Annotated in this window: 15 protein-coding genes and 1 pseudogene; 15 read left to right on the top strand and 1 reads right to left on the bottom strand. The window is 52.0% G+C overall.

Annotation, left to right across the window (positions count from 1 at the left end; genetic code table 11):
- The first annotated feature begins 80 nt into the window (after positions 1 to 80).
- The 13 genes from A7589_RS23510 to recD all read left to right on the top strand — a co-directional run bounded on the left by A7589_RS23510 (position 81) and on the right by recD (position 18,924).
- Positions 81 to 227, top strand: coding sequence for a hypothetical protein (locus A7589_RS23510; RefSeq protein WP_016159643.1), 147 nt, complete (start codon positions 81 to 83; stop codon positions 225 to 227).
- Positions 228 to 579: 352 nt separating this feature from the next.
- Positions 580 to 1,110: an RNA pyrophosphohydrolase gene (gene rppH, locus A7589_RS12765; protein ID WP_000564488.1), complete on the top strand. Its 531-nt coding sequence runs from the start codon at positions 580 to 582 to the stop codon at positions 1,108 to 1,110.
- A gap of 12 nt (positions 1,111 to 1,122) precedes the next feature.
- Complete coding sequence (gene ptsP, locus A7589_RS12760) at positions 1,123 to 3,369, top strand: phosphoenolpyruvate--protein phosphotransferase (protein WP_000957933.1); 2,247 nt, start codon at positions 1,123 to 1,125, stop codon at positions 3,367 to 3,369.
- Between the two features lie 150 nt (positions 3,370 to 3,519).
- Entirely contained in the window at positions 3,520 to 4,395 is an 876-nt protein-coding gene (gene lgt, locus A7589_RS12755) for a prolipoprotein diacylglyceryl transferase (protein ID WP_000204656.1), read from the top strand.
- A 6-nt stretch (positions 4,396 to 4,401) separates the two neighbouring features.
- Positions 4,402 to 5,196 (top strand): thymidylate synthase, encoded by a 795-nt coding sequence (gene thyA / locus A7589_RS12750; RefSeq protein WP_000816226.1) that lies wholly within the window; start codon positions 4,402 to 4,404, stop codon positions 5,194 to 5,196.
- Positions 5,197 to 5,381: 185 nt separating this feature from the next.
- Positions 5,382 to 5,852, top strand: coding sequence for a prepilin peptidase-dependent protein (locus tag A7589_RS12745; RefSeq protein ID WP_000857036.1), 471 nt, complete (start codon positions 5,382 to 5,384; stop codon positions 5,850 to 5,852).
- Positions 5,843 to 6,406, top strand: a complete 564-nt coding sequence (locus A7589_RS12740) for a prepilin peptidase-dependent protein (protein WP_001144305.1) — start codon at positions 5,843 to 5,845, stop codon at positions 6,404 to 6,406. Before A7589_RS12745 ends, A7589_RS12740 begins: the two co-directional genes overlap by 10 nt.
- The gene (locus A7589_RS12735; protein WP_105282708.1) at positions 6,403 to 6,810 is read left to right on the top strand and encodes a DUF2509 family protein; all 408 of its coding nucleotides are present in this window, start codon (positions 6,403 to 6,405) and stop codon (positions 6,808 to 6,810) included. Before A7589_RS12740 ends, A7589_RS12735 begins: the two co-directional genes overlap by 4 nt.
- Positions 6,795 to 7,118: a prepilin-type N-terminal cleavage/methylation domain-containing protein gene (locus A7589_RS12730; protein ID WP_001276468.1), complete on the top strand. Its 324-nt coding sequence runs from the start codon at positions 6,795 to 6,797 to the stop codon at positions 7,116 to 7,118. Before A7589_RS12735 ends, A7589_RS12730 begins: the two co-directional genes overlap by 16 nt.
- 12 nt (positions 7,119 to 7,130) lie before the next feature.
- Positions 7,131 to 10,499 carry an exodeoxyribonuclease V subunit gamma gene (recC, locus tag A7589_RS12725; RefSeq protein WP_000946863.1) on the top strand — a complete coding sequence of 1,123 codons (3,369 nt, stop codon included), beginning with the start codon at positions 7,131 to 7,133 and terminating at the stop codon, positions 10,497 to 10,499.
- 175 nt (positions 10,500 to 10,674) lie between these two features.
- Complete coding sequence (gene ptrA / locus A7589_RS12720) at positions 10,675 to 13,563, top strand: pitrilysin (protein ID WP_001138175.1); 2,889 nt, start codon at positions 10,675 to 10,677, stop codon at positions 13,561 to 13,563.
- The gene (gene recB / locus A7589_RS12715; protein WP_010354915.1) at positions 13,556 to 17,098 is read left to right on the top strand and encodes an exodeoxyribonuclease V subunit beta; all 3,543 of its coding nucleotides are present in this window, start codon (positions 13,556 to 13,558) and stop codon (positions 17,096 to 17,098) included. Before ptrA ends, recB begins: the two co-directional genes overlap by 8 nt.
- Positions 17,098 to 18,924: an exodeoxyribonuclease V subunit alpha gene (gene recD / locus A7589_RS12710; RefSeq protein WP_108188865.1), complete on the top strand. Its 1,827-nt coding sequence runs from the start codon at positions 17,098 to 17,100 to the stop codon at positions 18,922 to 18,924. Before recB ends, recD begins: the two co-directional genes overlap by 1 nt.
- A gap of 81 nt (positions 18,925 to 19,005) precedes the next feature.
- On the opposite strand, the gene argA is transcribed toward recD, so the two are convergent.
- Positions 19,006 to 20,337: an amino-acid N-acetyltransferase gene (gene argA / locus A7589_RS12705; protein ID WP_000237966.1), complete on the bottom strand. Its 1,332-nt coding sequence runs from the start codon at positions 20,335 to 20,337 to the stop codon at positions 19,006 to 19,008.
- Between the two features lie 229 nt (positions 20,338 to 20,566).
- On the opposite strand from argA, the gene amiC reads away from it, so the two are divergent.
- Both amiC and A7589_RS12690 read left to right on the top strand, forming a co-directional pair.
- Positions 20,567 to 21,820 (top strand): N-acetylmuramoyl-L-alanine amidase AmiC, encoded by a 1,254-nt coding sequence (amiC, locus tag A7589_RS12695; RefSeq protein ID WP_000016908.1) that lies wholly within the window; start codon positions 20,567 to 20,569, stop codon positions 21,818 to 21,820.
- Between the two features lie 261 nt (positions 21,821 to 22,081).
- Positions 22,082 to 22,480, top strand: a pseudogene (locus A7589_RS12690) (CAT RNA binding domain-containing protein); the annotation flags it as partial.
- Positions 22,481 to 22,498: the final 18 nt, after the last annotated feature.

Genomic DNA, 22,498 nt, shown 5'->3' with positions numbered 1-22,498 from the left:
AATTCACAGGTGACGGTGTTGCGCAACGTCCTGGTGGGTTTTCCAATTCTGGTCACTGAAAATAAACAGGATCTTACACCATGTTATCCACAGAAAGCTGGGATAACTGTGAAAAACCCTCACTACTGTTTCCATTTACAGCCTTGACGTGCGACGAAACTCTAATTTTTAGTGGTTCGGTGCTTAACTTAGTGGCACATTCTGTGGATAAATACGACGTTGGTTGATCTTTCGCCAACGCGTAAATGAGTGGTGTGACATGGGTCACGAATTTGTCTGTTTTATCAATATTTATGTATTTAATATATTGATTAATAACGAATATTTTAAAGTGTATTTTAGCGGCTGATTCAGAGTGCTCTGGGTTTTCCCGTGGTAATTCCGTAGTTCTTCACAACTCTATCCACAGAAAAGGTGAATAAAAACGGCTATCCACCCCTTCCTCTGTTTATAACTCTGCACTTAACTGTGAGTTATTCAATTGTTATTAGTGTGTAATGCCTTGCAGAGAGTGGTTTACCGTCTTCCTGGAGTATGAAACAATCATTCGTATATAAAGCTTTATTTTGAGGTAGTCCGGTGATTGATGACGATGGCTACCGCCCAAACGTAGGTATCGTGATTTGTAATCGTCAGGGGCAAGTAATGTGGGCCCGGCGATTTGGTCAGCACTCCTGGCAATTTCCGCAAGGCGGAATTAATCCCGGAGAATCCGCAGAACAGGCGATGTACCGTGAATTGTTTGAAGAAGTAGGATTAAGCCGTAAAGACGTTCGAATCCTTGCTTCAACGCGTAACTGGTTGCGCTACAAATTACCGAAACGTTTGGTGCGTTGGGACACGAAGCCGGTGTGTATCGGCCAAAAACAAAAATGGTTTCTCTTGCAGCTGGTGAGCGGCGATGCGGAAATCAATATGCAAACCAGCAGTACACCAGAGTTTGACGGCTGGCGATGGGTAAGTTACTGGTATCCGGTCAGACAGGTGGTGTCATTTAAACGTGATGTCTACCGTAGGGTAATGAAAGAGTTCGCAAGTGTTGTGATGGCGCTGCAAGAAAATACGCCTAAACCACAAAACGTATCTGCTTATCGACGTAAAAGAGGTTAAGTCACGCCCATTATGCTCACTCGCCTGCGCGAAATAGTCGAAAAGGTAGCCAGCGCACCACGCCTGAATGAGGCGTTAAATATTCTGGTTACCGACATCTGTCTTGCGATGGATACCGAGGTCTGTTCGGTCTACCTGGCCGATCACGACCGACGTTGTTACTACCTGATGGCGACCCGGGGATTAAAAAAGCCACGTGGTCGCACCGTAACGCTCGCGTTTGATGAAGGGATCGTCGGCCTGGTTGGCAGGCTGGCGGAACCGATAAACCTTGCGGATGCGCAAAAACACCCCAGCTTCAAATATATCCCCTCCGTAAAAGAAGAACGTTTCCGCGCGTTTTTAGGCGTGCCAATTATTCAACGTCGCCAGTTACTTGGTGTACTGGTGGTACAGCAACGAGAGTTGCGGCAGTACAACGAAAGTGAAGAATCTTTCCTGGTGACGCTTGCCACCCAGATGGCAGCTATTCTTTCTCAGTCGCAGTTGACTGCCTTGTTTGGGCAATATCGCCAGACGCGAATCCGCGCATTACCGGCAGCGCCCGGCGTGGCGATTGCTGAAGGCTGGCAGGATGCCACGTTACCCTTAATGGAACAGGTGTATCAGGCATCAACGCTGGATCCGGCTCTGGAACGCGAGCGACTGACCGGGGCGCTGGAAGAAGCGGCTAACGAGTTTCGTCGCTACAGCAAACGCTTTGCTGCCGGTGCACAAAAAGAAACGGCGGCTATTTTCGATCTTTACTCACACCTGCTTTCTGACACGCGTCTGCGTCGCGAATTATTTGACGAGGTGGATAAAGGCTCAGTTGCAGAGTGGGCGGTGAAAACGGTCATTGAAAAATTCGCCGAACAGTTTGCTGCGCTAAGTGATAGCTATCTCAAAGAGCGAGCCGGTGATTTACGTGCGCTGGGCCAGCGATTGTTGTTTCACCTTGATGATGCCAACCAGGGGGCGAACGCCTGGCCGGAACGTTTCATTCTGGTGGCTGATGAACTGTCAGCGACAACCCTTGCAGAGCTGCCTCAGGATCGCTTAGTCGGCGTTGTCGTGCGCGATGGCGCAGCCAACTCCCATGCTGCGATTATGGTACGTGCGCTGGGGATCCCTACCGTGATGGGCGCGGACATTCAGCCTTCGGTGCTGCATCGTCGCACACTGATCGTTGACGGTTATCGTGGTGAATTGCTGGTCGACCCGGAGCCGGTGTTGCTGCAAGAATATCAGCGGCTGATTAGCGAAGAGATAGAGCTTAGTCGTCTGGCGGAAGATGACGTCAATTTACCCGCGCAGTTAAAAAGCGGCGAGCGCATAAAAGTCATGCTCAATGCGGGATTAAGCCCGGAACATGAAGAAAAACTGGGCAGTCGCATTGATGGTATCGGTCTTTATCGCACCGAAATCCCTTTCATGCTGCAAAGTGGTTTCCCGTCGGAAGAAGAACAGGTGGCGCAGTATCAGGGGATGCTGCAAATGTTCAATGATAAACCCGTCACTCTGCGTACGCTGGATGTGGGAGCCGACAAGCAACTGCCTTACATGCCGATCAGCGAAGAGAATCCATGCCTGGGATGGCGTGGGATTCGCATTACGCTCGATCAGCCGGAGATCTTTTTGATCCAGGTGCGGGCGATGTTGCGCGCCAATGCTGCAACGGGCAACCTGCACATTCTGTTGCCAATGGTCACAAGCCTCGATGAAGTTGACGAAGCGCGTCGCCTGATTGAACGTGCCGGACGTGAAGTTGAGGAGATGATCGGTTACGCAATTCCCAAACCACGCATCGGTATCATGCTGGAAGTACCTTCAATGGTATTTATGCTGCCGCATCTGGCAAATCGGGTTGATTTTATCTCTGTTGGCACCAACGATCTGACTCAATACATCCTGGCCGTTGATCGCAACAACACCCGGGTCGCGAACATTTATGACAGCCTTCATCCTGCAATGTTACGTGCTCTGGCGATGATCGCCCGTGAGGCGGAAACGCAGGGAATCGATCTGCGTTTATGCGGTGAAATGGCGGGCGATCCCATGTGCGTGGCAATCCTCATTGGGCTGGGGTATCGCCATCTGTCGATGAACGGACGTTCTGTCGCGCGCGTCAAATACCTGCTGCGGCGCATTGATTTTGCCGAAGCAGAAAATCTTGCGCAGCGCAGCCTGGAAGCGCAACTGGCGACCGAAGTTCGTCATCAGGTCGCGGCATTTATGGAGCGTCGCGGTATGGGCGGGTTGATTCGCGGGGGGTTATAGCGCGGATCATATACATATCTTTTAACGGTATCCGGCAACCAGCCAGGTTCCCTTGTGCTATTATTCGCACCTTTGGAGCGCCTGAAACCTGCGGCGCGCATTTCAATCGCTGTTCTCTTTCAGCGAAATAACAAGAACTTGTGGTGACAGATGACCAGTAGCTATCTGCATTTTCCGGAATTTGATCCGGTCATTTTCTCAATAGGACCCGTTGCGCTTCACTGGTACGGCCTGATGTATCTGGTGGGTTTCATTTTTGCAATGTGGCTGGCAACACGTCGGGCGAATCGTCCGGGCAGCGGCTGGACCAAAAATGAAGTTGAAAACTTACTCTATGCGGGCTTCCTCGGCGTCTTCCTCGGTGGACGTATTGGTTATGTTCTGTTCTACAATTTCCCGCAGTTTATGGCCGATCCGCTGTATCTGTTCCGTGTCTGGGACGGCGGCATGTCCTTCCACGGCGGCCTGATTGGCGTTATCGTGGTGATGATTATCTTCGCCCGCCGCACCAAACGTTCCTTCTTCCAGGTGTCTGATTTTATAGCACCGCTCATTCCATTTGGCCTTGGAGCCGGGCGTCTGGGCAACTTTATTAACGGTGAATTGTGGGGGCGCGTTGATCCGAACTTCCCGTTTGCCATGCTGTTCCCAGGCTCCCGTACTGAAGACATTCTGCTGCTGCAAAACAACCCTCAGTGGCAATCCATTTTCGACACCTACGGCGTACTACCGCGTCACCCGTCGCAACTTTACGAAATGCTGCTGGAAGGTGTGGTGCTGTTTATTATCCTCAACCTGTATATCCGTAAACCGCGCCCGATGGGGGCTGTCTCGGGCTTGTTCCTGATTGGCTATGGCGCGTTTCGCATCATTGTTGAGTTTTTCCGCCAGCCCGATGCGCAGTTCACCGGCGCATGGGTGCAGTACATCAGCATGGGGCAAATTCTTTCCATCCCGATGATTGTCGCGGGTGTTTTCATGATGGTCTGGGCATATCGTCGCAGCCCACAGCAACACGTTTCCTGAGGAACCATGAAACAGTATTTAGAACTGATGCAAAAAGTGCTCGACGAAGGCACACAGAAAAACGACCGAACCGGAACCGGAACGCTTTCCATTTTTGGTCATCAGATGCGTTTTAACCTCCAGGATGGATTCCCGTTAGTGACAACCAAACGTTGCCACCTGCGTTCCATTATCCACGAGCTGCTGTGGTTCCTGAAGGGCGACACTAACATTGCTTATCTGCACGAAAACAATGTCACCATCTGGGACGAATGGGCCGATGAAAACGGCGATCTTGGTCCGGTTTATGGTAAACAGTGGCGCGCCTGGCCCACGCCGGATGGTCGTCATATTGACCAGATTACTACGGTACTGAACCAGCTGAAAAACGACCCGGATTCCCGCCGCATTATTGTTTCGGCATGGAACGTAGGCGAACTGGATAAAATGGCGCTGGCTCCATGCCATGCGTTCTTCCAGTTCTATGTGGCAGACGGCAAACTCTCTTGCCAGCTTTATCAGCGTTCCTGCGACGTCTTCCTCGGCCTGCCGTTTAACATTGCCAGCTACGCGTTACTGGTGCATATGATGGCGCAGCAGTGCGATCTGGAAGTGGGTGATTTTGTCTGGACCGGTGGCGATACGCACCTGTACAGCAATCATATGGATCAAACCCATCTGCAATTAAGTCGTGAACCGCGTCCGCTGCCGAAGCTGATTATCAAACGTAAACCTGAATCCATCTTCGACTACCGTTTCGAAGACTTTGAGATTGAAGGCTACGATCCGCATCCGGGAATTAAAGCGCCGGTTGCTATCTAAATTACGCAACATCCTGCCAGAGCCGACGCCAGTGTGCGTCGGTTTTTTTTATCCTTCGCTAAATTCTTCGAGACGCCTTCCCGAAATTTTGCAACGCCTTGCAACAGCGTAAATAGTCCGGAAGACGCGCCGAAGAATGAGAAACTGGCTCTCGTCTTTTTTTCTCCTCGCTCCATACTGCCGGCATGAAAACACAACGTGGTTATACGCTGATTGAAACGCTGGTTGCGATGCTGATTTTGGTCATGCTAAGCGCAAGTGGACTCTATGGCTGGCAATACTGGCAGCAGTCGCAACGGCTCTGGCAAACCGCCAGCCAGGCGCGGGACTATTTGCTCTATTTACGTGATGATGCCAACTGGCATAACCGCGACCACAGTATCAGCGTCATCAGGGAGGGGAAGTTATGGTGTCTTGTGAGTTCTGCCGCAGGGGCGAATGCCTGTCATGGCAGTTCACCGTTGGTCTTTGTGCCACGCTGGCCCGACGTAGAAATGAACGACCTGACGCCTTCGCTCACTTTCTTTGGCCTGCGCAATACCGCATGGGCCGGGCATATTCGCTTCAAAAATTCAGCGGGAGAGTGGTGGCTGGTGGTTTCGCCGTGGGGAAGGCTCCGGCTTTGCCAGAAAGGAGAAACAGAAGGATGCCTGTAAAAGAGCAAGGATTTTCTCTGCTAGAAGTTTTGATTGCTATGGCGATCAGTAGCGTACTGTTGCTGGGGGCTGCTCGATTTCTGCCTGCATTACAGCGTGAAAGTTTGACGAGCACCCGCAAGCTGGCGCTGGAAGATGAAATCTGGCTGCGGATATTTACCGTTGCGAAGCATCTCCAGAGAGCAGGTTATTGTCATGGTAGCTGCACTGGCGAGGGGCTGGTCATTGTCGGACAGGGTGACTGTATCATTGTGCAGTGGGATGCGAACAGTAACGGTATCTGGGAGAGCGAACCGGTAAAAGAGTCCGACCAGATTGGATTTCGTCTGAAGGAGCATGTGCTGGAAACGCTACGTGGTGCGACATCTTGTGAAGGTAAGGGCTGGGATAAAGTCACTAATCCGGATGCTATCATTATCGACACTTTTCAGGTCGTGCGTCAGGATGTCAGCGGTTTCTCGCCGGTGTTGACGGTGAATATGCGGGGCGCCAGTAAGGCTGAACCACAAACCGTAGTGGATGCCAGCTATAGCGTAACAGGATTCAACCTGTGAATAGTGAACGGGGAGTTTCATCGCTGGCACTGGTTCTAATGTTGCTGGTTTTGGGCAGCTTGCTGCTACAGGGAATGAGCCAACAGGATCGCAGTTTTGCCTCTCGGGTGACTATGGAAAGCCAGTCATTGCGCCGCCAGGCTATCGTACAGTCGGCGCTGGAATGGGGCAAAATGCACTCCTGGCAGACACAACCCGCAGTTCAGTGCTCACAGTACGCTGCAACCGGTGCCCGAGTTTGTCTGCGTCTACTGGCAGATAATGAAATCTTGCTGATTGCCGGTTATGAAGGCGTTTCATTATGGCGAACAGGCGAAGTCATCGATGGAAACATTGTTTTTTCGCCACGCGGCTGGAGTGATTTTTGTCCGCAGAAAGAGGGGGAGTTATGTCAGCTTCCCTGAAGAATCAACAAGGCTTTAGCCTGCCGGAAGTGATGTTGGCGATGGTGCTGATGGTGATGATTGTTACTGCGTTATCGGGGTATCAGAGAACATTAATGAACAGTCTTGCCAGCAGAAACCAGTATCTGCAACTCTGGCGGCATGGCTGGCAGCAAACGCAACTGCGCGCGATTTCGCCACCTGCCAACTGGCAGGTTAACCGAATGCAGACATCGCAGGCGGGATGTGTCAGCATCAGCGTTACGTTAGTTTCACCCGGGGGCAGAGAAGGCGAGATGACCCGCCTGCATTGCCCGAATCGTCAGTAGTCAGGAGCCGCTATGCTAAGGGTCTACCATTCCAATCGTCTGGACGTGCTGGAAGCGTTGATGGAGTTTATCGTCGAACGCGAACGGCTGGACGATCCTTTCGAACCAGAAATGATTCTGGTGCAAAGTACCGGTATGGCGCAGTGGCTGCAAATGACGCTGTCGCAGAAGTTTGGCATTGCGGCAAACATTGATTTTCCGCTGCCGGCGAGCTTTATCTGGGATATGTTCGTCCGCGTATTGCCGGAGATCCCTAAAGAGAGCGCCTTCAACAAGCAAAGCATGAGCTGGAAACTGATGACTCTGCTGCCGCAATTGCTGGATCGCGAAGATTTTACCCTGTTGCGTCATTACCTGACTGACGATAGCGACAAGCGCAAGCTGTTTCAGCTTTCCTCAAAAGCGGCGGACCTGTTTGACCAGTATCTGGTCTATCGCCCGGACTGGCTGACACAGTGGGAAGCGGGACATCTGGTTGAAGGGTTGGGAGAAGCGCAGGCCTGGCAAGCTCCCTTGTGGAAGGCGCTGGTGGAATATACCCATGAACTGGGGCAACCGCGCTGGCACCGTGCCAATCTCTATCAACGCTTTATCGAAACGCTGGAGTCCGCGACGACCTGCCCGCCGGGATTACCTTCGCGCGTCTTTATATGCGGTATTTCCGCGTTACCGCCTGTTTATCTACAGGCGCTACAGGCGCTGGGTAAACATATTGAAATCCATCTTCTGTTTACCAACCCTTGCCGTTATTACTGGGGCGATATTAAAGATCCGGCTTATCTGGCGAAACTGCTGACTCGCCAGCGGCGACACAGTTTTGAAGATCGCGAATTGCCGCTATTCCGCGATAGCGAAAACGCCGGACAGTTGTTTAACAGCGACGGCGAACAGGATGTTGGTAACCCGCTACTGGCCTCATGGGGAAAGCTGGGGCGCGACTACATCTATCTGCTTGCTGATCTCCAGAGCAGTCAGGAGCTGGACGCATTCGTTGATGTTACGCCAGACAGCCTGCTGCATAACATCCAGTCCGACATTCTCGAACTGGAAAATCGTGCCGTTGCGGGCGTGAATCTGGCAGAGTTTTCCCGTAGCGATAATAAACGTCTGCTTGATCCACAAGATAACAGCGTCACCTTCCACGTATGCCACAGCCCGCAGCGCGAAGTGGAAGTTTTGCACGATCGCCTGCTGGCGATGCTGGAAGAAGATCCGACACTTACTCCACGCGACATCATCGTGATGGTGGCCGACATCGACAGCTATAGTCCGTTTATTCAGGCTGTATTTGGTAGCGCACCTGCGGATCGTTACCTGCCTTATGCCATTTCCGACCGTCGGGCGCGGCAGTCACATCCAGTACTGGAAGCATTTATTAGCCTGTTATCACTGCCTGACAGCCGCTTTGTGTCGGAGGATGTGCTGGCGCTGCTGGACGTGCCGGTACTGGCGGCGCGGTTTGATATCACCGAAGAAGGGCTACGTTATTTACGTTTGTGGGTTAATGAATCCGGCATTCGCTGGGGGATTGATGACGACAACGTTCGCGAGCTGGAACTCCCCGCCACCGGGCAACACACCTGGCGATTTGGCCTGACGCGCATGTTGCTGGGCTATGCAATGGAGAGCGCCCAGGGCGAGTGGCAATCGGTTCTGCCTTATGATGAATCGAGCGGCTTAATTGCGGAACTGGTAGGGCATCTGGCGTCACTGCTAATGCAACTGAATATCTGGCGTCGCGGGTTAGCGCAGGAGCGCCCGCTTGAGGAGTGGCTGCCGGTTTGTCGCGATATGCTTAACGCCTTCTTCCTGCCGGATGCGGAAACTGAAGCGGCGATGACGCTTATCGAACAACAATGGCAAGCGATTATCGCCGAAGGTTTAGGTGCGCAGTATGGCGACGCGGTGCCGCTGTCGCTGTTACGTGATGAACTGGCACAACGCCTCGATCAAGAACGTATCAGCCAGCGTTTTCTTGCAGGTCCGGTTAACATTTGTACGCTGATGCCAATGCGTTCAATCCCGTTCAAAGTGGTTTGCCTGCTGGGAATGAACGATGGTGTTTATCCGCGCCAGCTTGCGCCATTGGGCTTTGATTTAATGAGTCAGAAACCGAAACGTGGCGATCGTAGCCGTCGCGATGATGACCGCTATCTGTTCCTGGAAGCGTTAATTTCCGCGCAGCAAAAACTCTATATCAGCTATATCGGGCGTTCCATTCAGGATAACAGTGAACGTTTCCCGTCGGTGCTGGTGCAAGAACTGATCGACTACATTGGACAAAGTCATTATCTGCCGGGTGATGAAGAGCTTAACTGTGATGAAAGCGAGGTACGGGTAAAAGAGCATCTTACTTGCCTCCATACCCGGATGCCGTTTGATCCGCAAAACTACCAGCCTGGCGAGTTACAAAGCTATGCACGTGAATGGCTACCGGCAGCCAGCCAGGCAGGCAAGGCGCATTCTGAATTTGTCCAGCCTTTACCGTTTACCTTGCCGGAAACCGTGCCGCTGGAAACACTACAACGATTCTGGGCGCATCCGGTGCGAGCGTTTTTCCAGATGCGTTTACAGGTGCACTTCCGTACCGAAGACAGCGAAATTCCCGATACCGAACCATTTATTCTTGAAGGGCTTAGCCGTTATCAAATTAATCAGCAGTTATTAAATGCGTTGGTGGATCAGGATGATGCAGAACGCTTGTTCCGCCGCTTCCGGGCGGCAGGGGATTTACCGTACGGCGCTTTTGGTGAAATTTTCTGGGAAACGCAGTGTCAGGAGATGCAGCAGCTTGCTGACAGAGTCATTGCCTGTCGCCAGCCGGGGCAAAGTATGGAAATCGATCTCGCCTGCAACGGTGTGCAGATAACTGGGTGGTTGCCGCAGGTTCAGCCGGATGGCCTGTTGCGCTGGCGTCCCTCTTTGCTCAGTGTGGCACAGGGAATGCAACTTTGGTTAGAACACCTTGTCTACTGTGCCAGTGGTGGTAACGGTGAAAGCCGCCTTTTTCTACGCAAAGACGGCGAGTGGCGTTTCCCGCCGCTTGCAGCCGAACAGGCTTTACATTACCTCTCCCAACTGATTGAAGGGTATCGTGAAGGGATGTCCACGCCGTTGCTGGTGTTACCTGAAAGTGGCGGCGCATGGCTAAAAACCTGTTATGACGCGGAAAACGATGCCATGCTGGATGACGATTCCACGTTGCAAAAAGCTCGTACGAAATTCCTTCAGGCTTACGAAGGCAACATGATGGTGCGTGGTGAAGGTGATGATATCTGGTATCAACGGCTCTGGCGGCAATTAACGCCAGAGACAATGAAAGCCATCGTTGATCAGTCGCAGCGTTTCCTGTTACCGCTGTTTCGTTTTAATCAGTCATGAGTTCTGTATAAAAATTGCGCAATCCATCTGCTTACTTTATGATGCGCACCAGTCACGGACTGATGGTTATATAGACACTGGCTGGCTCGTTCAGCACAAGATTATATTCTGCCGGATGATTTTCTTTAAGCTATTGAATCTGGTTGAAAAATAAAGTTGATAATGAGGTTCGTGAATGCCCCGCAGCACCTGGTTCAAAGCATTACTGTTGTTTGTTGCCCTTTGGGCACCCTTAAGTCAGGCAGAAACGGGATGGCAGCCGATTCAGGAAACCATCCGTAAAAGTGATAAAGATAACCGCCAGTATCAGGCTATACGTCTGGATAACGGTATGGTGGTCTTGCTGGTTTCTGATCCGCAGGCGGTTAAATCGCTTTCGGCGCTGGTAGTGCCCGTTGGGTCGCTGGAAGATCCTGAGGCGTATCAGGGGCTGGCGCATTACCTTGAACATATGAGTCTGATGGGGTCGAAAAAGTACCCTCAAGCAGATAGCCTCGCTGAATATCTCAAAATGCACGGCGGCAGTCACAATGCCAGTACGGCACCATATCGCACCGCTTTCTATCTGGAAGTGGAAAACGATGCCTTGCCTGGTGCAGTAGACCGCCTGGCCGATGCCATCGCTGAACCCTTGCTCGACAAGAAATATGCTGAACGTGAACGTAATGCAGTGAACGCAGAATTAACCATGGCGCGCACGCGTGACGGGATGCGCATGGCGCAGGTCAGCGCAGAAACCATTAACCCGGCGCACCCAGGTTCAAAGTTTTCTGGCGGTAACCTGGAAACCTTAAGCGACAAACCCGGTAATCCTGTGCAGCAGGCGCTGAAAGATTTCCATGAGAAATATTACTCTGCCAATCTGATGAAGGCGGTTATCTACAGCAATAAACCATTGCCGGAACTGGCAAAAATGGCGGCGGACACCTTCGGTCGCGTGCCTAACAAAGAGAGCCAGAAACCGGAAATTACCGTACCGGTAGTCACCGACGCGCAAAAGGGAATTATCATTCATTACGTCCCGGCACTGCCGCGTAAAGTTCTGCGCGTCGAGTTTCGCATCGATAACAACTCGGAGAAGTTCCGTAGTAAAACGGATGAGTTGATTACCTATCTGATTGGTAATCGCAGCCCAGGTACACTTTCTGACTGGCTGCAAAAGCAGGGATTAGTTGAGGGCATTAGCGCCAACTCCGATCCTATCGTCAACGGCAACAGCGGCGTATTAGCGATCTCTGCGTCCTTAACCGATAAAGGTCTGGCGAATCGCGATCAGGTTGTGGCGGCCATTTTCAGCTACCTCAATCTGTTACGCGAAAAAGGGATTGATAAACAGTATTTCGATGAGCTGGCGAATGTGCTGGATATCGACTTCCGTTATCCGTCAATCACCCGTGATATGGATTACGTCGAATGGCTGGCGGATACCATGATTCGCGTTCCTGTTGAGCATACGCTGGACGCGGTAAATATTGCCGATCGGTATGATGCTAAAGCAGTAAAAGAACGTCTGGCGATGATGACTCCGCAGAACGCGCGTATCTGGTATATCAGCCCGAAAGAGCCGCACAATAAAACGGCTTACTTTGTTGATGCGCCGTATCAGGTCGATAAAATCAGTGAACAAACCTTCGCTGACTGGCATAAAAAAGCCGCTGACATTGCGCTCTCCTTGCCGGAGCTTAACCCCTATATTCCTGACGATTTCTCGCTGATTAAGTCAGAGAAGAAATACGACCATCCAGAGCTGATTGTTGATGAGTCGAATCTGCGCGTGGTGTATGCGCCAAGCCGTTATTTTGCCAGCGAGCCCAAAGCTGATGTCAGCCTGATTTTGCGTAATCCGAAAGCCATGGACAGCGCCCGCAATCAGGTGATGTTTGCGCTCAATGATTATCTCGCAGGGCTGGCGCTTGATCAGTTAAGCAACCAGGCGTCGGTTGGTGGCATAAGTTTTTCCACCAATGCTAACAACGGCCTTATGGTTAATGCCAATGGTTACACCCAGCGCCTGCCGCAGCTGTTCCAGGCTCTGCTGGAAGGCTACTTTAGCTATACCGCTACGGAAGATCAGCTTGAGCAGGCGAAATCCTGGTATAACCAGATGATGGATTCGGCAGAAAAGGGCAAAGTGTTCGAGCAGGCGATTATGCCCGCGCAGATGCTCTCGCAGGTGCCGTACTTCTCGCGAGATGAGCGACGTAAAATTTTGCCCTCCATCACTCTGAAAGAGGTGCTGGCCTACCGCGACGCCTTAAAAACGGGGGCACGACCAGAGTTTATGGTTATCGGCAACATGACCGAATCACAGGCAACAACGCTGGCGCGCGATGTGCAAAAACAGTTGGGCGCTGATGGCACAGAGTGGTGTCGTAACAAAGATGTGCTGGTTGAGAAAAAACAGTCCGTCATCTTTGAAAAAGCCGGTAACAGTACCGACTCTGCCCTGGCAGCGGTTTTCGTACCGACTGGCTACGATGAATACACCAGTTCAGCCTACAGTTCTCTGCTGGCGCAGATTGTACAGCCGTGGTTCTACAATCAGTTGCGTACCGAAGAACAGTTGGGTTATGCCGTGTTCGCGTTTCCTATGAGTGTGGGTCGCCAGTGGGGCATGGGCTTCTTGCTGCAAAGCAATGATAAACAGCCTTCATACCTGTGGGAGCGATACAAAGCCTTTTTCCCAACCGCAGAGGCAAAATTGCGGGCGATGAAGCCAGAAGAGTTCGCGCAAATTCAGCAGGCGGTCATTACCCAGATGCTGCAGGCTCCGCAAACGCTCGGCGAAGAAGCATCGAAGTTAAGTAAAGATTTCGATCGTGGCAATATGCGCTTCGATTCGCGTGATAAAATTGTGGCACAGATAAAACTGCTGACGCCGCAAAAACTGGCCGATTTCTTCCATCAGGCGGTGGTCGAGCCGCAAGGCATGGCTATCCTGTCGCAGATTTCCGGCAGCCAGAACGGGAAAGCCGAATATGTACATCCTGAAGGCTGGAAAGTGTGGGAGAACGTCAGCGCGTTGCAGCAAACAATGCCCCTGATGAGTGAAAAGAATGAGTGATGTCGCCGAGACACTAGATCCTTTGCGCTTGCCCTTACAGGGCGAGCGCCTGATTGAAGCCTCTGCCGGCACAGGCAAAACCTTTACGATTGCGGCGCTCTATTTGCGCCTGTTACTTGGACTAGGCGGTTCCTCCGCCTTTCCCCGCCCATTGACCGTTGAAGAACTGCTGGTGGTTACCTTTACCGAGGCTGCCACTGCAGAATTGCGCGGTCGTATCCGTAGCAATATTCATGAATTACGCATCGCCTGTCTGCGTGAAACCACAGACAATCCGCTGTATGCACGCCTGCTGGAAGAGATCGACGATAAAGCGCAAGCCGCGCAGTGGTTGCTGTTAGCTGAGCGACAGATGGATGAAGCAGCAGTCTTTACCATCCACGGTTTTTGCCAGCGAATGCTCAACCTGAATGCCTTTGAATCCGGCATGTTGTTTGAGCAGCAGCTGATTGAAGACGAGTCTCTACTGCGCTACCAGGCCTGCGCCGATTTCTGGCGTCGCCATTGCTATCCGTTACCGCGTGAAATTGCCCAGGTAGTCTTTGAAACCTGGAAAGGGCCGCAGGCGTTGCTGCGCGATATTAATCGTTATCTGCAAGGCGAAGCGCCGGTTATCAAAGCACCGCCGCCCGATGATGAAACGCTGGCTTCCCGCCACGCGCAAATTGTGGCGCGTATTGATGCGGTAAAACAGCAGTGGCGTGACGCAGTAGGTGAACTGGATGCGCTGATTGAATCTTCCGGTATTGATCGCCGCAAGTTTAACCGTAGCAATCAGGCTAAATGGATAGACAAGATCAGTGCCTGGGCAGAAGAAGAGACCAACAGCTACCAGTTGCCTGAGTCGCTGGAAAAATTTTCTCAGCGTTTCTTAGAAGATCGCACAAAAGCAGGGGGCGAGACGCCGCGCCACCCGTTATTTGAAGCGATCGATCAATTGCTTGCCGAACCATTATCGATCCGCGATCTGGTGATCACCCGCGCATTGGCTGAGATCCGTGAAACAGTCGCACGTGAAAAACGTCGCCGTGGCGAACTGGGCTTTGACGACATGCTAAGTCGGCTGGATTCCGCGCTGCGTAGCGAAAGCGGAGAGGCGCTGGCAACGGCGATCCGTACGCGCTTTCCGGTGGCAATGATCGACGAATTTCAGGATACCGACCCCCAGCAGTACCGGATTTTCCGCCGTATCTGGCACCATCAGCCGGAAACGGCGTTATTGCTGATTGGTGACCCGAAACAGGCCATTTACGCATTCCGTGGTGCAGATATCTTCACCTACATGAAGGCGCGTAGCGAAGTTCACTCTCACTACACCTTAGATACCAACTGGCGTTCTGCGCCGGGAATGGTGAACAGTGTGAACAAACTTTTCAGCCAGGCTGATGACGCTTTCATGTTCCGCGAAATTCCGTTTATTCCAGTGAAATCAGCCGGAAAAAATCAGGCGCTGCGTTTTGTATTTAAAGGTGAAACGCAGCCTGCGATGAAAATGTGGCTGATGGAAGGCGAAAGCTGCGGTGTTGGCGATTATCAAAGTACCATGGCGCAGGTATGCGCTGCGCAAATCCGCGACTGGCTACAGGCCGGGCAGCGGGGCGAAGCATTGCTGATGAACGGCGACGACGCGCGTCCTGTTCGCGCCTCGGACATCAGTGTGCTGGTACGCAGCCGCCAGGAGGCCGCCCAGGTGCGCGATGCTTTAACGCTGCTGGAAATCCCTTCCGTTTACCTTTCGAACCGCGACAGTGTTTTTGAAACACTGGAAGCGCAGGAGATGCTTTGGCTGTTGCAGGCTGTAATGACGCCTGAACGTGAGAACACTCTGCGCAGTGCGTTAGCAACGTCGATGATGGGGTTGAACGCCCTGGATATCGAAACGTTGAATGATAACGAAAATGCGTGGGATGCAGTCGTCGAAGAGTTTGATAGGTATCGACAAATCTGGCGCAAACGCGGCGTTATGCCGATGCTGCGGGCGCTGATGTCGGCGCGCAACATTGCAGAAAACCTGCTGGCCACGGCAGGTGGCGAGCGTCGTCTTACCGATATCTTGCATATCAGCGAACTGCTACAAGAAGCCGGAACGCAGCTGGAAAGTGAACATGCGCTGGTACACTGGTTATCGCAACATATCCTCGAACCCGACAGTAACGCTTCCAGCCAGCAAATGCGCCTCGAAAGTGACAAACATCTGGTGCAGATCGTCACGATCCATAAATCGAAAGGACTGGAATATCCGCTGGTCTGGTTGCCGTTTATCACCAATTTCCGTGTCCAGGATCAGGCGTTCTATCACGATCGTCATTCGTTTGAGGCTGTACTTGATCTTAACGCTGCGCCAGAAAGCGTCGATCTCGCCGAGGCCGAACGTCTGGCGGAAGATCTGCGTTTGCTTTACGTGGCGCTGACGCGTTCGGTCTGGCATTGCAGTCTCGGCGTTGCGCCGCTGGTGCGCCGTCGTGGCGATAAAAAAGGTGACACCGACGTCCATCAAAGTGCGCTCGGGCGCTTGCTGCAAAAAGGGGAACCACAAGATGCGGCAGGGCTTCGCGCCTGTATTGAGGCTCTGTGCGATGATGATATCGCCTGGCAAACGGCACAAACGGGTGATAACCAACCCTGGCAGGTTAATGATGTTTCTACAGCAGAACTGAATGCGAAGACGCTACAACGTTTGCCCGGCGATAACTGGCGCGTCACCAGTTATTCTGGTTTGCAGCAGCGTGGTCACGGTATCGCTCAGGATCTGATGCCACGGCTGGATGTTGACGCCGCAGGCGTGGTTAGTGTTGTTGAAGAACCTACGTTAACACCGCATCAGTTTCCGCGCGGCGCCTCACCGGGGACGTTCTTGCACAGTTTGTTTGAGGATCTGGATTTTACCCAGCCGGTTGACCCGAACTGGGTGCGAGAAAAACTGGAACTTGGCGGCTTTGAACCGCAGTGGGAACCTGTGTTGACCGAGTGGATCACCGCTATTCTTCAGGCGCCGCTCAATGAAACTGGCGTCACGCTGAGTCAGCTTTCCGCCCGCGATAAACAGGTGGAGATGGAGTTTTACCTGCCGATTAGCGAGCCGCTTATTGCCAGCCAGCTTGATGCGCTAATCCGCCAGTTTGACTCGCTATCCGCTGGCTGCCCGCCGCTGGAGTTCATGCAGGTGCGCGGCATGTTAAAAGGCTTTATCGACCTGGTGTTTCGCCATGAAGGGCGTTATTACCTGCTCGACTATAAATCCAACTGGCTGGGTGAAGACAGTTCGGCTTACACCCAACAGGCTATGGCAGCGGTGATGCAGGCACACCGCTATGATCTGCAATATCAGCTTTATACCCTGGCGCTGCATCGTTATCTGCGCCATCGAATTGCTGATTACGACTATGAGCGCCACTTTGGCGGCGTTATCTATCTGTTCCTGCGTGGTGTTGATAAAGAACATCCGCAACAAGGAATTTACGCAACCCGCCCCGATGCCGGGTTGATTGCGCTGATGGATGAGATGTTTGCCGGTATGAGCCTGGAGGAGGCGTAATGAAATTGCAAAAGCAATTACTGGAAGCTGTGGAGCACAAACAGCTACGCCCGCTGGATGTGCAGTTCGCCCTGACCGTGGCGGGTGATGAACATCCCGCCGTCACCCTTGCGGCGGCACTGTTAAGCCACGACGCTGGGGAAGGGCACGTCTGTTTGCCGCTTTCACGACTGGAAAATAACGAGGCGTCACATCCGCTGTTGGCGACCTGTGTCAGTGAAATCGGTGAGCTACAAAATTGGGAAGAGTGCTTGCTAGCTTCACAAGCGGTCAGCCGGGGAGATGAACCAACGCCAATGATCCTTTGTGGCGATCGCCTTTACCTGAATCGCATGTGGTGTAATGAGCGCACAGTGGCGCGATTTTTCAACGAAGTGAATCATGCCATTGAGGTTGATGAAGCTCTACTGGCGCAAACCCTGGACAAACTTTTTCCAGTAAGCGATGAAATTAACTGGCAAAAAGTTGCAGCGGCAGTGGCGCTGACGCGGCGGATCTCGGTGATTTCCGGCGGCCCTGGCACCGGTAAAACGACCACCGTAGCGAAGTTGTTGGCTGCGTTAATTCAGATGGCAGACGGCGAACGCTGCCGTATCCGACTGGCCGCGCCAACGGGGAAAGCTGCTGCGCGCTTAACTGAATCGCTTGGCAAGGCTTTGCGCCAGTTACCGCTGACCGATGAACAAAAGAAACGCATACCGGAAGACGCCGGCACCTTGCACCGCTTGCTGGGCGCGCAGCCGGGCAGTCAGCGTTTACGTCATCATGCTGGTAACCCACTGCATCTTGATGTGCTGGTGGTCGATGAAGCATCAATGATCGATCTGCCTATGATGTCGAGACTGATCGACGCCTTACCCGATCATGCCAGAGTGATCTTTCTTGGCGATCGCGATCAACTGGCTTCCGTTGAGGCTGGGGCTGTGCTGGGCGATATCTGCGCTTATGCCAACGCAGGGTTTACCGCAGAGCGTGCCGGGCAATTAAGTCGTCTGACAGGAAGTCACGTTCCAGCGGGAAGTGGCACAGAAGCGGCATCTTTGCGCGATAGCCTCTGCCTGCTGCAAAAAAGCTACCGTTTCGGCAGCGATTCTGGCATTGGTCAGTTAGCTGCGGCGATCAACCGTGGTGATAAAACGGCAGTGAAAACGGTTTTTCAGCAGAATTTTACTGACATCGAAAAACGGCTTTTGCAGAACGGCGAAGACTATATTGCGATGCTTGAAGAAGCTCTTGCGGGTTACGGACGTTATCTGGATCTGCTACAAGCACGTGCCGAGCCGGATTTAATCATTCAAGCGTTCAATGAATACCAGCTATTGTGCGCCCTGCGGGAAGGGCCATTTGGCGTCGCTGGACTGAATGAGCGAATTGAACAGTTTATGCAACAGAAGCGCAAAATTCATCGTCATCCGCACTCGCGCTGGTACGAAGGCAGGCCGGTAATGATTGCCCGCAATGACAGCGCGCTTGGGTTGTTCAATGGTGATATCGGGATTGCGCTGGATCGCGGGCAGGGAACGCGCGTCTGGTTTGCGATGCCAGATGGCAATATCAAGTCAGTGCAACCGAGCCGCCTGCCGGAGCACGAAACTACGTGGGCGATGACGGTACATAAATCGCAGGGATCGGAGTTCGACCATGCGGCGTTGATTTTACCGAGCCAGCGTACACCGGTGGTAACACGAGAGCTGGTTTACACTGCGGTAACCCGTGCGCGTCGCCGTTTGTCGCTATATGCCGATGAGCGCATATTGAGTGCGGCAATCTCCACGCGCACCGAGCGGCGTAGCGGGCTGGCAGCGTTGTTTAGTTCGCGGGAATGAACGTGATTGCCTGATGCGACGCATGGGCGTCTTATCATGCCTGGAGGTATTGCGTATGCCGCATCCGGCTATATCCATCGCTTACCCTAAATCCGCCATCAACACCTTTGATTTACGCTGGTAGTTGTACATCTGCTTTTTGCTCTCCGGCAGTGAGTCAATATCCACCGGGGTAAATCCGCGCTCCTGGAACCAGTGAATACTGCGCGTGGTCAGCACAAACAATTTGCTTAACCCGCTCTGCTTCGCCTGAGCGGCAATGCGTTCCAGTAAAACCTCGCCCCGTGATGAACTACGGTAATCCGGGTGTACCGCCACACAGGCCATTTCCCCAATTTTCTCTTCCGGGAACGGATAGAGCGCGGCGCAGGCAATAGTCGTGTTATCGCGCTGAATAATAGTGAATTTGTCGATTTCCATCTCCAGTTGTTCGCGAGAACGACGTACCAGAATGCCTTGCTGCTCCAGCGGGCGAATCAACTCCAGAATACCGCCAATATCGTTGATTGTTGCGCGACGGATCTGCTCCGCGCTTTCCATCACAATCTGCGTACCGATACCGTCACGTGAGAACAGCTCTTGCAACAGCGCGCCATCTTCCTGATAACTGATTAAATGACAGCGACGAACACCGCTGCGACAGGCTTTCACCGCGCCACGCAAAAAGCGCACCGTACCAGAGTTGTAATCGCCTTTCTCTTCCTGGGCTTCTACTCGCGCTTGCGCCTCGTTAGGGAAAAGTTCGGAGACAATATCGCCATCGTCATTGGTGACGCCCTGTGAAGAGCAAAAACCAATCATCTTCTCAGCTTTCAGTTTGATGGCCAGTTGTGTGGCAATCTCTTCCGAGGTCAGGTTAAAGCTCTCGCCAGTGACCGAAACCGCCACCGGGCCCATCAGCACAATGGCACCGCTATCCAGTTGGCGATGAATCGCTTCTTCGTCAATCCGCCGGATGCGCCCGCTATGGCAGTAATCCACGCCGTCATCGACGCCCAGCGGCTGGGCAATAATAAAATTGCCACTGACGACGTTGATATGAGCGCCCTGCAACGGTGTGTTGTTGAGGCTCATCGACAGGCGTGCTGTGATGTCTAGTTGCAATGTCCCCGCAGCCTGCTTCACCAGCTCCAGCGTTTTGCCGTCAGTCACGCGTATATTCTTGTGGTACAGCGGTTCGTGATGATGCGCCGCCAGATTCGCGTCGATCTGTGGACGCGCGCCATAGACGACGACCAGACGTATACCGAGGCTGTGCAATAGCCCAATATCATTAACGATACTGGAGAAATTCTCATGCTCAATGGCTTCGCCGCCGAGCATGATGACAAACGTTTTTCCCCGGTGAGTGTTGATATAGGGAACCGAATGGCGGAATCCCTCGACCAGCTCGGTTTTACGTTCCTTCACCACGGCACACCTCTTTGCATGATTATTCGAAATTAATGTATTTTTATTCTGTTTTTTTGTCGTGTGCAAGTGCAAATTTTACGCATGAGCAACTTTTTTATCAGTAATGCCGTGAATATAAAAAGAATGTTTACCGTTTTATAGATGACAGATTATGCGTCTTTCGCTAAAGTTTCCGGTCAAATTGGTCGTTTACTTGTTACACAGCTTAGATTTTTTGCTCGGGAGAGGCATGTCAGGATCCAATACTGCAATCAGCCGTCGTCGTTTACTGCAAGGCGCGGGTGCCATGTGGCTATTGAGCGTAAGTCAGGTCAGCCTGGCTGCGGTCAGCCAGGTCGTGGCGGTGCGCGTCTGGCCTGCGTCCAGCTATACCCGTGTGACGGTTGAATCAAATCGTCAGCTGAAATATAAGCAGTTCGCGTTGAGTAATCCTGAGCGCGTGGTGGTGGATATTGAAGATGTAAACCTGAACTCGGTGCTCAAGGGGATGGCGGCACAAATTCGTGCTGACGACCCGTTCATCAAGTCAGCTCGTGTCGGGCAATTTGATCCGCAAACCGTGCGGATGGTTTTTGAATTAAAGCAAAACGTAAAACCACAGATGTTTGCCCTCGCGCCGGTTGCCGGATTTAAAGAGCGTCTGGTGATGGATCTCTATCCGGTCAATGCGCAGGATATGCAAGACCCGCTGCTGGCTCTGCTGGAGGATTACAACAAAGGCGATCTCGAAAAACAGGTGCCGCCTGCGCAAAGTGGTCCGCAGCCAGGTAAGGCAGGGCGCGATCGCCCGATTGTCATCATGCTTGACCCTGGCCACGGTGGCGAAGACTCCGGCGCAGTGGGGAAATACAAAACGCGTGAAAAAGACGTGGTATTACAAATTGCCCGCCGTCTGCGCTCTCTGATCGAGAAAGAGGGCAATATGAAGGTGTACATGACGCGTAATGAAGACATCTTCATTCCATTGCAAGTGCGCGTAGCAAAAGCACAGAAACAACGTGCTGACCTGTTTGTCTCTATCCATGCAGATGCCTTTACCAGCCGCCAGCCGAGCGGTTCCTCGGTGTTTGCGCTTTCGACCAAAGGCGCAACCAGTACTGCGGCAAAATATCTGGCGCAAACCCAGAACGCCTCGGACTTAATTGGTGGTGTGAGCAAAAGCGGCGACCGCTATGTCGACCACACCATGTTTGATATGGTGCAGTCGCTGACCATTGCCGACAGCCTGAAGTTTGGTAGGGCAGTACTAAATAAACTTGGTAAAATCAACAAGCTGCATAAAAATCAGGTCGAGCAGGCCGGGTTTGCCGTGCTGAAAGCGCCTGATATTCCCTCCATTCTGGTCGAAACGGCGTTTATCAGTAACGTTGAGGAAGAGCGCAAACTGAAAACGGCGACTTTCCAGCAGGAAGTTGCAGAGTCCATTCTTGCGGGAATTAAAGCGTATTTTGCCGATGGAGCGACGCTGGCGAGAAGGGGATGATGTTTTAATTTATCCATTCAATTAATTTATATTTAATTGAATGGATATTATTTATATGAATGTTAAACGATGATTTTGTGACTGCTGTCGAATATTTGAAAGTTAGCTTGAAAAATAAGCCTGGCGTCTCTTTTATTAAAGGCAATCCCGTGTAAGGTATAGGCATTAGTTAATCATCTTGTAACTGTTAAATCAGGCAAGGCAATGTTTGAAGTAATTATTACTTCTGACGTGCCTTGCCTTTTTTTTTGGAGCCATGAAATGATCATCGAAAAAGTCATGAACAATAATTGTGTGCAGGCATCGATGAATGGACAGGAGGTTATCATTTCTGGACCTGGTGTCGGTTACAACAAAAAATATGGTATGCCTGTACCCGAACATCCGGCTAACCGAATTTTTTATGTCAGGAATGAGCAAAAAAATAAACTCTACAAACTGATTGAGCATGTGGATATTGAGTATGTATTTGTGGCTGAAAAGATAGTGCAATATGCGGAGATCAATCTTGAAAAAAAGCTAAATCCATCGCTACTGCTCATTCTTGCCGATCACATTTCGAATGCAATATCCCGAGTCGCCTCCGGAATACAAATTAATAATGTTTTCCTTGAGGAAATCAAAGCGTTGTATAAAGCAGAATATGCGATAAGTCGGGATGGGTGATGCTGCCAACTT

Origin of the sequence: Escherichia sp. MOD1-EC6475 (genome assembly GCF_003046645.1) — a bacterium.
GTDB classification, from domain to species: domain Bacteria; phylum Pseudomonadota; class Gammaproteobacteria; order Enterobacterales; family Enterobacteriaceae; genus Escherichia; species Escherichia ruysiae.
This window is presented reverse-complemented; position numbering and strand designations above follow the sequence as displayed.